Origin of the sequence: Streptomyces sp. NPDC006643 (genome assembly GCF_042870175.1) — a bacterium.
Taxonomy (GTDB): Bacteria; Actinomycetota; Actinomycetes; order Streptomycetales; family Streptomycetaceae; genus Streptomyces.
On sequence record NZ_JBIAHA010000020.1, the window covers coordinates 108,396 to 120,559 of the forward strand.

15 protein-coding genes are annotated in these 12,164 nt (G+C 70.7%); all 15 read left to right on the plus strand.

The features are described from left to right. Positions 1 to 256 precede the first annotated feature (256 nt). The 15 genes from ACFYNU_RS26205 to ACFYNU_RS26275 all read left to right on the plus strand — a co-directional run bounded on the left by ACFYNU_RS26205 (position 257) and on the right by ACFYNU_RS26275 (position 12,148). The gene (locus ACFYNU_RS26205; RefSeq protein WP_356593770.1) at positions 257 to 1,363 is read left to right on the plus strand and encodes an NlpC/P60 family protein; all 1,107 of its coding nucleotides are present in this window, start codon (positions 257 to 259) and stop codon (positions 1,361 to 1,363) included. A gap of 135 nt (positions 1,364 to 1,498) precedes the next feature. Continuing rightward, positions 1,499 to 1,813, plus strand: coding sequence for a DUF6112 family protein (locus ACFYNU_RS26210; RefSeq protein WP_356593840.1), 315 nt, complete (start codon positions 1,499 to 1,501; stop codon positions 1,811 to 1,813). Then, positions 1,810 to 2,499: a hypothetical protein gene (locus ACFYNU_RS26215; protein ID WP_388767378.1), complete on the plus strand. Its 690-nt coding sequence runs from the start codon at positions 1,810 to 1,812 to the stop codon at positions 2,497 to 2,499. Before ACFYNU_RS26210 ends, ACFYNU_RS26215 begins: the two co-directional genes overlap by 4 nt. A 39-nt stretch (positions 2,500 to 2,538) precedes the next feature. Beyond that, the gene (locus ACFYNU_RS26220; protein ID WP_356593768.1) at positions 2,539 to 3,903 is read left to right on the plus strand and encodes an ATP-binding protein; all 1,365 of its coding nucleotides are present in this window, start codon (positions 2,539 to 2,541) and stop codon (positions 3,901 to 3,903) included. 78 nt (positions 3,904 to 3,981) lie between these two features. Further along, positions 3,982 to 5,454 (plus strand): SCO6880 family protein, encoded by a 1,473-nt coding sequence (locus ACFYNU_RS26225; RefSeq protein ID WP_356593766.1) that lies wholly within the window; start codon positions 3,982 to 3,984, stop codon positions 5,452 to 5,454. A gap of 47 nt (positions 5,455 to 5,501) precedes the next feature. After that, the gene (locus ACFYNU_RS26230) at positions 5,502 to 5,966 is read left to right on the plus strand and encodes a DUF6238 family protein (protein ID WP_356593764.1); all 465 of its coding nucleotides are present in this window, start codon (positions 5,502 to 5,504) and stop codon (positions 5,964 to 5,966) included. Beyond that, positions 5,963 to 7,504, plus strand: a complete 1,542-nt coding sequence (locus tag ACFYNU_RS26235) for an ATP-binding protein (RefSeq protein ID WP_356593762.1) — start codon at positions 5,963 to 5,965, stop codon at positions 7,502 to 7,504. Before ACFYNU_RS26230 ends, ACFYNU_RS26235 begins: the two co-directional genes overlap by 4 nt. After that, on the plus strand, positions 7,494 to 8,054 hold the full coding sequence (locus tag ACFYNU_RS26240; protein WP_356593760.1) for a hypothetical protein: 561 nt from the start codon (positions 7,494 to 7,496) through the stop codon (positions 8,052 to 8,054). Before ACFYNU_RS26235 ends, ACFYNU_RS26240 begins: the two co-directional genes overlap by 11 nt. Positions 8,055 to 8,147: 93 nt before the next feature. Next, positions 8,148 to 8,903, plus strand: coding sequence for a ParB N-terminal domain-containing protein (locus tag ACFYNU_RS26245; RefSeq protein WP_388767417.1), 756 nt, complete (start codon positions 8,148 to 8,150; stop codon positions 8,901 to 8,903). Beyond that, the gene (locus tag ACFYNU_RS26250; RefSeq protein ID WP_356593758.1) at positions 8,900 to 9,112 is read left to right on the plus strand and encodes a hypothetical protein; all 213 of its coding nucleotides are present in this window, start codon (positions 8,900 to 8,902) and stop codon (positions 9,110 to 9,112) included. The genes ACFYNU_RS26245 and ACFYNU_RS26250 overlap by 4 nt, the downstream gene beginning before the upstream one ends. Continuing rightward, positions 9,109 to 9,573, plus strand: coding sequence for a hypothetical protein (locus ACFYNU_RS26255; protein WP_356593756.1), 465 nt, complete (start codon positions 9,109 to 9,111; stop codon positions 9,571 to 9,573). The genes ACFYNU_RS26250 and ACFYNU_RS26255 overlap by 4 nt, the downstream gene beginning before the upstream one ends. Before the next feature lie 176 nt (positions 9,574 to 9,749). Next, a complete protein-coding gene (locus ACFYNU_RS26260) occupies positions 9,750 to 10,421 on the plus strand; it encodes an HAD family hydrolase (RefSeq protein WP_388767419.1) in 672 nt (223 codons plus the stop codon). Positions 10,422 to 10,490: 69 nt separating this feature from the next. Then, on the plus strand, positions 10,491 to 10,928 hold the full coding sequence (locus ACFYNU_RS26265; RefSeq protein ID WP_356593754.1) for a hypothetical protein: 438 nt from the start codon (positions 10,491 to 10,493) through the stop codon (positions 10,926 to 10,928). Positions 10,929 to 11,022: 94 nt separating this feature from the next. Beyond that, complete coding sequence (locus ACFYNU_RS26270; RefSeq protein WP_356593752.1) at positions 11,023 to 11,550, plus strand: hypothetical protein; 528 nt, start codon at positions 11,023 to 11,025, stop codon at positions 11,548 to 11,550. Between the two features lie 28 nt (positions 11,551 to 11,578). Beyond that, positions 11,579 to 12,148: a hypothetical protein gene (locus tag ACFYNU_RS26275; RefSeq protein WP_356593750.1), complete on the plus strand. Its 570-nt coding sequence runs from the start codon at positions 11,579 to 11,581 to the stop codon at positions 12,146 to 12,148. Positions 12,149 to 12,164 lie beyond the last annotated feature (16 nt).

A 12,164-nucleotide genomic window follows, 5' to 3' on the forward strand; every position in this document is an offset into this window, starting at 1 on the left:
AAAAAACTGTAGGGGCGAAACGCCGGTCGACCAAAAAGCACGCCGCTGAGGGGTCGGATTCCGGTATCTCACGCCGACTTTTTGGTTGACCGGCGATCCGGGCCTACAGTTTTTGAACCGCCCGACAAGCGCCGCCTGCTGATGGGCTTCTCTGTCCGGCACCCATCCCCCGTCAACGCCTCCCGAAGGACGGTCCTGTGACGTCTCGTTGCCCGCCGATGCCCACGGCCCGGATTCCCCTGCTGAACGGGCCGGGTTGAAGGGCATAGCCGCCGGTATCGGCGTCCTCTGCCTCTCCCCTCTCCTCCTGACCGGTGCCGCTCTGATGGCGGCCTCCGCAGGCGAAGCCGCCCAAGAGGGCGGCCAGTTCACCGGATGCACCAGCACCGTCGACACCGACAGAATCACCGAGCAGGTCACCAAACTCCTCGACGGAGCGGACAGTGACACGGTCCGAATCCCGGGCCTGGACCTGCCCGCCGAGCAGGTCCCCAACGCGCAGAAGATCGTCGCCACCGGCATCGGCCTCAAGGTGCCCGACCGCGGGCAGATCGTCGCGCTCGCCACCGCGATACAGGAATCCCGGCTCCGCAACCTCGCCTCCGGCGACAGCGATTCGCTCGGGCTGTTCCAGCAGCGCCCGTCCAAAGGATGGGGCACCGCGCAGCAGATCCGCGACCCGATCCACGCGAGCGAGAAGTTCTACCAACGCCTGCTGAAGGTGGACGGGTGGCAGCAGCTGACCGTCACCCAGGCGGCCCAGGCCGTGCAGCAGTCCGGTTACCCGGACGCGTACGCGCAGTGGGAAAACCTCGCGACCGCCCTCCAGGAAGCCATCGCCCGCACCTTCCCGAACACCGGCAACAACGGGACCGACCCTGCGGACGTCTCGGGGTGTGAGCCGGGCGAGGACGGCTCCGGGTACGGGCGGATCCCCGAAGGCAGCGTGCCGAAGGGATACGCCATCCCCAAGGACGCGCCTCCCAAGGCCCGGCGGGCGATCCGGTGGGCGATGGGCCGGCTCGGCACGCTCTACCAGTGGGGCGGCACCTGCACGAACGCGCACGGACCGGATCCGATGGGCCGCTGCGACTGCAGCTCGCTGACGCAGCAGGCGTACAAGCACGCCGGCGTCACCCTCACCCGCACCACATACACCCAGGTCAACGAAGGCATAGCCGTCTCGGCGAAGGCCCTTATGCCCGGTGACCTGATCTTCAGCCGCGGCACCGCTACTCGGCCCGAGCACGTCGGCCTGTACATGGGCGAGGGTCTCGTGATCGAGGCGCCCAGGACCGGTAAGCCCGTACGGATCACACCGCTGAAGGACTGGACGATTCTCACGGTCCGCCGCGTCCTCTGACGCCGCACGCCACCCAGACAGGGCTCGGGCTCGGGCTCGGGCTGCCGGGCGTCATCGTCCCCCGGGCCGCGTGTCCCCTATTCGCTTTCACCCGCCGCCGGTCTCATCTGGCCCGCGTACGCAAGGAGTTCCACCATCCCCATGCTTCTCGCCGACCGTCTCCGTCATCTGGCGTACGACCCGGGCATCACCCCGTCGGACGGCGGTCTGCCGGGCCTGGCCGTACTGAAGAACGTCGTCAACAGCATCAATCTGTTCGGGATCGTCGCCGTCGTCGGCGCGCTTGCCGTCTCCTTGGGTGTGTGGGCGTGGGGCCATCACTCCGGGGGCCATCAGGCCGAGGCCAACGGCAAGAAGGGCGCGGTCGTCGCGGCCGGCGCCGCGCTCGGGTTGGGTGCCGCCAACGGCATCGTCCAGTTCTTCTCCGCGCTGGGGGAGCAGGTCCAGTGAAACTGAACCGCTTCCCCGCGCTCGGCGGCTACGGGATCGGCTGGTCGGCCAACCGCCGCATCCTCATCGTCGCGCTCGTCATCACCGCCTTGCTCGCCGTCGCCGCTACGGTCGCCTGGTTCACCGGCCGCACCGACCAGCACAACAACTCCAGCACCCCCGGCACCACCAGCGATTCCTCAGCAGAGATACCCACCCCGAAGCCCTCCACCACAACGGGAGGCGGTTCGGTGTCCGCACCTGCGCAGATCGCCGAGCCGGTCGCCTACGCGAAGGCGGCGGCCCTCATGCTCTGGTCCTACGACACCCGCACCACCAGCCGTGATCAGCAACTCGCCGGCATGCGGGCGTGGATGACCGAGGAGACGCAGTACGCCGACTGGGCATCCGTCGCCGGCCAGGTGCCCGATCCGCTGCTGTGGTCGCGTATGGCGGACCAGGACCAGCACGCCACCGCCACGGTCACCGAAGGGCACTTCCCCTCCGCGTTCAAGCAGGCCCTCGCGGACGATCCGTCGGCGATCACCGACGCGTACATCTACGTCGTCACCGTCAACGGCACCCAGCAGATCGGCTGGGCGAAGGACGGAGCGGGGGCGGAGGAGCGAGCGGTGACGCTCGCCGTGCAGTGCCGCCCCGACCACGACTGCACCCTGGCCGCCCTCGCCCCCGCCGTCACCCAATGACCCCGCCCAGCCGACACGCAGGAAGGAGGACCAACTCTCGTGGCCTTCTGTGATCTTCCGCTGACGGACACACTCTGTGCCGTCGGCGACGCGGCCACCTTCGCCTCCGACCCGGGCAAGGCGATCGGCGACTGGATCGCGAAGAGTTCCGGTGAACTCGCTGCCGCGGCAGCCGACCTCGCCGCCACCGCCATCAACGCCACCACCACCCCGGACCTGAACGCGGGATGGTTCCGCGACAACTACGAGATGCTGCTCCCGATCGGCCTCATCGTCCTCGTCGCCACCTTCTGCGCCCAGCTCGTGCGCGCGGCCGTCAAACGCGACGGGCAGGCACTGGTCCAGGCATTCACCGGCACCGCGGGCGGGGTGCTGTTCGCTTTCTGCGCCATCGCCCTGACCACCGTCGCCATCGAAGTGGTCGACGCCCTGAGCGACGGGCTGTTCAAGGCCGCGAACCTGTCGATCGAGACGGCTGTGCGGCGCATCGTCAAGGTGAGTCAGCTCGGAGCGCTGTCCGGGCTGGGCTGGATGATCCCCAGCATCACCGCACTCGGTGCCGCGATTGGCGCACTGATGTACTGGTGCGTGATGATGGTCCGCAAGGTCGGCATCCTCGTCATGGTCACCCTCGCCGTGTTCGCCGGGGCCGGCGGCGGCTGGGAAGCCGCACGCCGCTGGCGCCGCGGCTGGATCGAGGCCACCGCCACCCTCGTCGTCTCCAAGCTCCTGATGACCGTGATCTTCGTGCTCGGAATCGCCGCGATGGGCAACACCGACTCCAAGGACGGCATGGCCGCCCTCGCGGACGTCATGTCCGGCATCGTCATCATGCTCCTGGTCCTGCTCTGCCCGTACGCGACGTTCAAGTTCGTGCACTGGGCAGCCGAAGGCACCGACGGCGAATCGATCCACCGCACCGGCGGAGCCGGCGCCCAGCTCGCCAAACAACACGCCGAAAAGGCCGCACGCAAAGCCGCCTCCCTGGCCACGACCGCCGCCACCGGCGGCGCGGCAGCCGGAGCCGAACAAGGCGCCGCCCAGGGCCCCGACCCCTCCAGCAGTGGTGGGGGCTTCCCCGGCGACATCGCCGCCAACCCCACCAGCAGTAGCGACAGCCAGGGCGGTTCGCAGAGCGGCGGGACGGGACTCTCCCCCGGCGGTGACGCCCTCAAGTCCGGCCTGGAGAAAGCCGTTCAACCCGCGCCGACCAGCCCTGCCGACGACACGAGCGGCGGATTGGGCAGCGGTTCGGGAGCAGGCGCTGCCTCCGGCCAGGCGCCCAGTTGGTCCGCCCCGCCAACCACGGCTCCGCCCCCGCAGGGCGCACCTCCGTCTCCCGGCTCACAGTCCGCCGGAACCACTGGCACGGCCGGACCGCCTCCTCCACCGACCGGCCTCTGACCAACCCCGCTTCCGGGGGCGGGACGTACTCGGCGCGTCCCGTCCCCAGGCTCCACCCGCACTCCCAGGACCTGCCTCTTGTCTTCTCCCTCCGCCGCTCCGGTCACGGTGAAGTTCCCGCACCGCTCCCGCCGGGGCATCCTCCTCGGCCTTTCGCTGCCCCAACTCAGCCTCGTCTCGATCGCGTTGGCGCTACTGCTGGTCGCGGTCGTCTCCACCGGGCTCCTCGGCGCCCTCGCCCTGACACCCCTGTGGGCCACAGTCGCCGCACTGATCACGATCCGCCGCCACGGCCGGTCCCTGGTCGACTGGGCTCCGGTCGTCGCCCGCTACGCGCACCGCCGCCGCGCCGGCCAGATTCTGTGGCTCGCCCGCCCTGTCACCCGCCCACGGCTCGACGGTGTCCTGCACCTTCCGGGCAACGCCGCCTCGCTGCGCGTGGTCACCCCGGGCGACTCCGCCAACGGCGCCGCCGCCGTGCACGACCCGCATCAGCAGACCCTGACCGCCATCGCCCGCGTCAGCAGCCGTGCGTTCGTCCTGCTCGACCCGGCCACCCAGAACCACCAGGTCAACGGCTGGGGACGGACCCTGGCGGGTATCGCCCGGACCGGGCACGTCGCCACCGTGCAGGTCCTGGAGCGCACGGTTCCCGACTCGGGCGACACCCTGGCCCGCCACTGGGCACAGCACGGCCAGGCCGGAGCACCGGTTGCCGGGCAGGTCTACGCCGAACTCGTCGGCGCCGCCGGTCCGGCCGCCGCCCCGCACGAGACGTACCTCGCCATCAGCCTCGACCTCAAAGCCGCCAGACGTCTGATCTCGCAGGCCGGCGGCGGACTGCCTGGGGCGTTCACGGTGATGGAGCAGACCACCGCGTCGATCGCGCAGGCCGCCCGCAACGCCGGACTCGTGGTCACCGGGTGGCTCGGCGCCCGGGAGATCGCGGCCGTCATCCGCACCGCCTACGACCCCAAAGCTCTCTCCGCCGTGCAGCAGTGGTCGCAGTCCGGGCGGGCGGAGGCGGACCCGGCAGCCGCCGGGCCCGTCGTGCAGTTCGAGGAGTACGACCGGCTGACGACCGACACCGCGCGGCACGCCACGTACTGGGTGGAGAACTGGCCGCGCACCGAGATGGGCGCTGGATTCCTCCACGGGCTGATGTTCACCGCCGGGATCCGCCGCACCCTGTCCCTCATCTACGTGCCGCAGGGGCTGGAGTCCGCGCTGCGGGACGTCCAGCGGAAGAAGTCCGCGATCATCGCCGACGCCAACGAACGCACCCGCCGCGGGCAGGTCGACAGCGAAGAGGACTCCGTCGAGTACGCGGACGTCAAACAGCGCGAACGCCAGCTCATCGCCGGACACGCCGACGTCGCCCTGACCGGGCTGGTCACCGTCACCGCCGACACCGACGCCCTCCTCGACGCGGCGTGCGCGCAGATCGAGACCGCCGCCGTCACCGCCGGCGTCGACCTGCGACGGCTCAACTTCCAGCAGCCCGACGCCTTCACCCTCGCCGCCCTCCCCCTGGCCCGCACCGCCCTCTGAACACGCCCTCCGCACCGATATGGCGCCAGGAAGGACCACCAATCCCTTTGACGACTCCCCCGCGTCCCGACGACGCGCATCCCTATCTGCGTGCCGCGACCGCCGGTATCCGCCACCACACCCGTGTCCTGGAACGGGCCGTGCCGCCGCACCCTGTGGGTCGCGCGCATCTGGACGTCCTCCACGCCCATCTCACGGCGCTGCACCGGCTCCTCGACCGGATCACCGAGTCCACCCAGCCACCGCACCCGGCTGCGGGCCGTCAACTGTCCACCGCCCACGCACGGTTGTGGCAGGCCACCACCGCCGTCCACGACGCCTTCCACCTGCTCCCCCACAACACCGGAACCCCGGAGTCGTCGGAGTGCGATCCGGAGCGGCTGCCGGAGGGCCCGCCGGTGCTGACCATCTGCCAGCGGCACCTCGCCGCCGGCCACGCGATCCGCCGCAAGACCACCCCCACCGATCTCAACACCCCGCTCCACGGCCACACCACAGCGTGTGCCCGATGAACCACCGCCCCTCCCGCCGGGCCCGGCGCGCCTCCGCCAGTCCGCTGTTCACCCCACACGGAACCGACCGCGCGAGCAGGAAGGCAGCCCGCCGACGGCTCGCCGAAGCCACCGCCAAGGCCCGTACGGAAGCCACCGTCAACACGGCGGGCACCGCGCCGGCGGAGAACGAGAACCCCGCACCCCTGTATCCGCCGGGCGGACGGCCCGGACCGAATTCCGCCCGCGGGAACAGGCTGCGCCTGCCGGCCCACCGGATGACGACCGCCGTCGCCGCCGGGGCGTACCCGTTCCTCGCCGAGGGCGGGCTTGGCGCCGAAGGCATCTACATCGGCCGTGACGTCCACGCGGAAGCATCGTTCGTGTTCGACCCATTCTCGTTGTACGGGAAGATCGAAGGGTTCACCAACCCCAACGTCTTGTTGGCCGGGGTGATCGGGCAGGGCAAGAGCGCCCTGGCCAAGTCCTTCGCGCTGCGCTCCGTGGCGTTCGGCTACCGCGTCTACGTCCCGTGCGACCCGAAGGGCGAATGGACCCCGGTCGCGAGCGCGCTGGGCGGCACCTCCGTCGCCCTCGGACCCGGCCTGCCGGGGAAGCTGAACCCGCTGGACGCGGCGCCGCGCCCTGCCTCCGTATCGGAGACGGACTGGGCGGGCGAGATCCGCAAACGCCGTCTGCTGCTGCTCGGTTCACTGGCCCGTACCGTCCTCGGGCGGGATCTGATGCCGATGGAGCACACCGCGCTCGACGTCGCGCTGGACACCGTCGTCACCCACGCCGCCCGCGGCAACCAGGTCCCGCTGCTCGGTGACGTCGCCGCCGCTCTCAACAACCCGACCGGGCTGGACGAGGCGGCGGGGATGATGTCCGGGCACCTCGGCGACGCGGCTCGCGACCTGGCCCACGCCCTGCGCAGGCTGGTCCACGGTGACCTGGCCGGCATGTTCGACGCCCCCTCCACCGTGATGTTCGACCCCGCCGCGCCGATGCTCACCATCGACCTGTCCCGCCTCGGCGGCTCAGGCGACGACACCGCCCTCGTCCTCGCGATGACCTGCGCGAGCGCCTGGATGGAATCCGCCCTCACCGACCCGAACGGCGGCCGGCGCTGGATCGTCTACGACGAGGCGTGGCGCCTGATGCGCCACCCCGGCCTCCTCCAGCGCATGCAGGCCCAGTGGAAACTGAGCCGCGGCCTCGGCATCGCCAACCTCATGGTCATCCACCGGCTGTCCGACCTGCTCACCGCCGGCGACGCCGGATCCCGCGGGCGCGCGCTGGCCGAAGGGCTCCTCGCCGACTGCTCCACCCGCATCATCTACCGCCAGGAGACCGACCAGCTCCACGCCGCCGCCTCCCTCCTCGGCCTCACCGGCGTCGAGATGGACGCCATCGCCCACCTCAACAGAGGCAGGGGCCTATGGAAAGTCGCCGGCCGGTCCTTCATCGTCCAGCACCAGCTCCACCCCCACGAACTGGCGCTCTTCGATACCGACACCCGCATGCACCGAGAAGGTCCGCACGCTCATGAATCCTGATGTCCGGCGCGAGCTGATACCCCGTGGGGAAGTCCTGCGCCTTGTCGGCGTGCTCGATGGGATGAAGGCCACACTCCTCGACGCCGCCGAGCGGTGGCAGCTGCTGGACGACACCGGTCACGTACCGGCCGCTCCGGTATACGCCGACCTGCTCCAGCACGCCGCAGATGCGCAGGGTTTCTCAGCCGACGTCGTGCGGCTGACAGCCGACTTCGCCCAAAGCCCTCACAGCACGACCCGCGCCGGCCGAGCCGTCCTGGCCCGCCTCGCGACGGCGGCCACCCTGTCGAGCAACGCAGCGCCGCGCTTCGCCGAGACCGCGGAGACCGCCCTTTCCCTGGCCGGCAATGCGATCACCAGCCAGTACCAGGCGAACTCCATGGTCATCGACCACGCCACCGCCCGCGCCTATCTGCGGCGCGCATCGGAATCGCTCCGCGACGCGGCCACCGAACTCAACCACCACCTCTACCTTCACCGCTTCTTCCCCGAACCCTCCCGGCAGCAGAGCCCGGCGCCCCCGCCTGGGCGGAGCGCCCGCCACCGCTGACCGCCGTACCTCCCCGCTTCCCGCGCCACCAGGAGCACCGTCATCGAAGCTCATCCCATCACCGCGCTCTTTCCGCCACTCGACGAAGACGAGCTGCGCGCCCTTGCCGACGACATTCAGGAACGTGGCCTGCTCCACCCCATCGTTCTGGATCCCCAGGGCCGCCTCCTCGACGGGCGTGGCAGGCTCCGGGCCTGCGAAGCCGCCTCCGTCGAACCGGCGTTCGTGACCTACGAGGGAGACGACCCGAGCGGCTACGCCCTCTCCGTGAACCTTCGCCGCCGCAACATCAGCAAGGGGCAGGCGGCGATGATCTCCGCGAAGGCCCGTTCAGTTTCTGAGCAACCACCGCGCTCAGAGCAGACCACACGCTCAGTCTCTGAACAGACGGGCCTGTCCCTGGGGCGGATCAGCCAGGCCAACATTGTGCTGCTGCACGCCGCGGACCTCGTGGACCCGGTCATCAGCGGCGCCATGGGCCTGGACGAGGCGTACGCGACCGCCCGGGAGAACAAGGCCAAGGCCAACTCCGCCGAGGTACAGCTCAACCGGCTGCGGGAAGAGGACCCGGAGCTGGCCGAACGCGTCGTCGAGGGCGCGCTGACGCTGACCGGTGCGCGGGCGGAGCGCACCGAGCGGGTCGCGGAGGACAAGCGGCAGCGGCGGGTCGCCACCCGGCTGCTGGATGAGCCGGTTCCCCCGCTGGCCCAGGCCCGTGGCACCCGTACGTTCGCCCGCTACGACCCCGCATACGCCGGCGGCGGGCCCATCACGCGGGAGACGATCGCGCACGCCATGACCGCGCTGACAGAGATGGACCAGGTCTGGCAGGAGCGCGACCTGCCGTGACAGCCCCCGCCCTCATCAGGTTGCGGGGCATCGTGGAGCAGAGCGCGGTCGCTCTCACCGACGCCGTTCGCGAGCAGCTCGCCCGCGACGACCTCGATCCGGGCATCAGGGCCCCCGCCCTGGACACCCCCGCCCAGAGCCTGGTCACCGGCTTCGGTGAACACCGCTACCCCCGCCGCATGCCAGATACCGGAGTCCGACCCGGATGAACAATCCGCCCAACCACCAGCCCCCTCCCACTGCCATTGGCTCCCAGATGGTGACCGAACAGCTCGGCATCCCGCCCCGGCAGCTCGGCCGACTGCATCAACCCGACAGCGCCGAAGGCACCCTTGCGCAGCTCGTGGGGAACGGTGCACGTCATCTGGACCACCTGCACGAACAACTCACCTCCCGGGCAGGGGAAGCAGCCGCCAACCTCACGCGCGTCACCTCCGGCAGAGCCCAGATCAACTCGCTCGGCATCCTGCAGAACACTGCCACTCAGATCGACATCCTGGCGGCCCGACGCTACGACGCGATCGAGCACCTGAATGAACTGATCCTCGCCTACCGGCATGCTGCCGCCCTCCCTGATGCCGCGCCCTTGGCTTCCCGACAGCGCGGCACCGTGCCGGCTCAAGAGCCTTCCGCGCGACCGGCGTCAGAGCGCCCCTCACGGCGCCGATAACGGCACCCGACGCTGCCTGAGTCCCAACGAACCCCATACGGCGCACACGATCCGCGCCTGCCCGGTGACAACTGGAGAACAAACTGACATCGACCGTCACCGCCCTCGCCCAGCAGCCTTGGACGCACATCGTCTGGGACTGGAACGGCACACTGAAGGACGACTTCGACGACCTTCTGGGCGCCACGAACGCCACGCTCACACTGCTCGGCGCCGTCCCGGTCGATGACGTCACCTACCGGGCGCTGCACTGTGTGCCGATACCCGAGTTCTACCGCCTTGTACTGGGCCGACTGCTCACCGTAGACGAACAGGCTGCGGCAGAAGGGAAGTTCACCCGCTATCCCAGCCGGCGTCCGGTCCGGCTGCGTGACGGAGCGGCGGCGCTGCTCGCAGACCTGCGCGACAGCGGCCACACCCAGTCGCTCCAGTCGCTCCTCCCGCACGAGCGGCTGATGGCCGAGACCGCCGAGGCCGGCGTCAGCGACCTGTTCGACCGTATCGACGGACGCCACAGACCCGGCGGCACCAAAGCTGAAGCCCTCGCTGCCCACCTGATCCACCAGCCCGGTCACAGCCGCGGCGTCCTGCTGATCGGTGACACCTCCGACGACGCCCACCCCGCCCGTGCCGTCGGAGCCCGCGCCGTCCTGGTCACCGGCGGCCTGGAAGAACCCGCCTCCCTCCACCGCACGGGGACGGCCGTTGGCGACAACCTGCACCAGCCACCCCACGCCGCCCGCCCCCGGGCCGGCCAGCAACAGGGCCGGAAAACCGGGACGCGCTGCGCGGGTTCCGCTCACCGACCCCGGACCGGAGATCTGTCACCGCTGCGGAGAACCCGGTGAGCCAGTGCGCCCCGGCCCCAACGGCAGCCGCCCCGCCACTGACCACGAGCACCCGCCCCGGAGTTCTCCGTGCACGCCTCACCCGCCCCCGGTAATCCGCTGCCGCCGATGTCCACCGATCCGCCCGGGCACTACGTCTACGGACGGCGCCTCCTTGACCTGACCGACCGGCTCAACGGCGCCGAGTCCTACGCCCTTGCCGCCGACCTGGTCGAGGAGATCCTTGATCCTGTCGACGGTGCCCTCGAACGGCTCGCGGACTTCTTCGAAGCGGCAGGTGAGAAGGCCAGGGAGTCCGACGCGGACGACGGGTTCGACCTCGCCCAGGACTTCGAGGAAGCCGCCGTCGACATCCGGCGGCTGAATGAGGACCTGCACCTCGCCGTCGACCGGATGCTCACCCTCACCACACCGCGCTCCGAACCCGCCGTCCGGCTCACGTACCCGGCGACAACCGCCGTGCCGATGCCGCCGACACCGGCGGGCACGCCCGGCCGCCACCGGTAAGAACCGCGCATCCGCGCAGCCGCACGAGAAGACTCCAACCGATCCCCAGGAGGTCACCCTGGTCCTCGACTTCGACGAGGCCGGCCACCTGCACATGGCCATGGAGCAGCTGGCGGGCATCGCCGACCGCCTCCCGCTCCTCACCCAGATCCACCCGGACCCCAGGTCGAGCACGAGTGAGGACCTGGAGGACGCGATCCGGGATCTGACCCGCCACTTCACCTACCTCGCCTACATCGCCGCGACCCGCGACCGCCTGGCCCATCGGTGCCCCGGCCGCTACACACCGGAGCTGCGGGAAGGCACCGCCGCCCTGGCCCGCGCCGCCACACCGGCAGGACACGCCCTCGCCGCGCTCGGCGCCGCCGTCACCGCCACCGGGCACCTGCACCACCTCGCCCACAGCCCACCGGGCCCCCGGCACGCGCAGGACCTCCAGCACACCATCGAGGTACTGGGCGCCCACGTCACCCAGGCGCGTACCCAACTCTTCGCCGCCGCCCGGCAGCTCCGCGCGGACACGGACCGTCTGCTCACTGCACAGACACCACCCGCACCAACGGCTTCGGCCGCCATCACACCCACGGCGACGTCCTCCTCGCACCGGGGGCGCAGCCGCTGACCCATCCCTGCCCTGGAGTGTCTTCCCGTTGGACTTCGACAACCCCGCCCACCTGCGGACCCTCGCTGTCCGTCTCAGGGACCGTGCCCGGGCCGTCGCCGCCGCGGCCTCCGCACCCACCGGGTATCTGCAGAGCAGGATCGGCGACGAAACATCCAACCTCGCAGATCTGCTCGCCGACCTGACCTACGCGGTGACGTGGCAGCTCGACGAAGCCGCCCGCCGGCCCCACCGGCAGACCAGGGAACTACGCCGGGGAACTGCCGCGGTGGCACGCGCCGCGATCCCCGTCGGCCTCGCACTCGCCGGACTCGGGCAAATGGTGGCCCAGCTCAGCGTCCTGCACCAGCTCAACGCGTACGAACAGAGCGACGAACAGCAGGCTGCGATCCACCACATCCGCCAGGCGCTGGACGAGAACGTTCGCGGCGCGAGCGCCCAACTGGCCGCCGCCGCCGAGCACTTGAGCCGCGACGCCGACAAGGTCGACGACCGTCCCCGTCGTCTGCCGACACCGTCGGAGATAGCCGCTCACGCGACGGCCGGCACGCTGTCGCCCGCAGTACCGACTCCTTCCGGGCCGAACCCGGCCCGCTGACCCGCCACCCGGAGAA

Excerpts from the sequence above, each read along its gene's own strand:
- ACFYNU_RS26235 (WP_356593762.1), top strand. The coding sequence starts at position 5,963 with ATGAACCACCGCCCCTCCCGCCGGGCCCGGCGCGCCTCCGCCAGTCCG.
- ACFYNU_RS26240 (WP_356593760.1), top strand. The coding sequence starts at position 7,494 with ATGAATCCTGATGTCCGGCGCGAGCTGATACCCCGTGGGGAAGTCCTG.
- ACFYNU_RS26255 (WP_356593756.1), top strand. The coding sequence starts at position 9,109 with ATGAACAATCCGCCCAACCACCAGCCCCCTCCCACTGCCATTGGCTCC.
- ACFYNU_RS26270 (WP_356593752.1), top strand. The coding sequence starts at position 11,023 with ATGGCCATGGAGCAGCTGGCGGGCATCGCCGACCGCCTCCCGCTCCTC.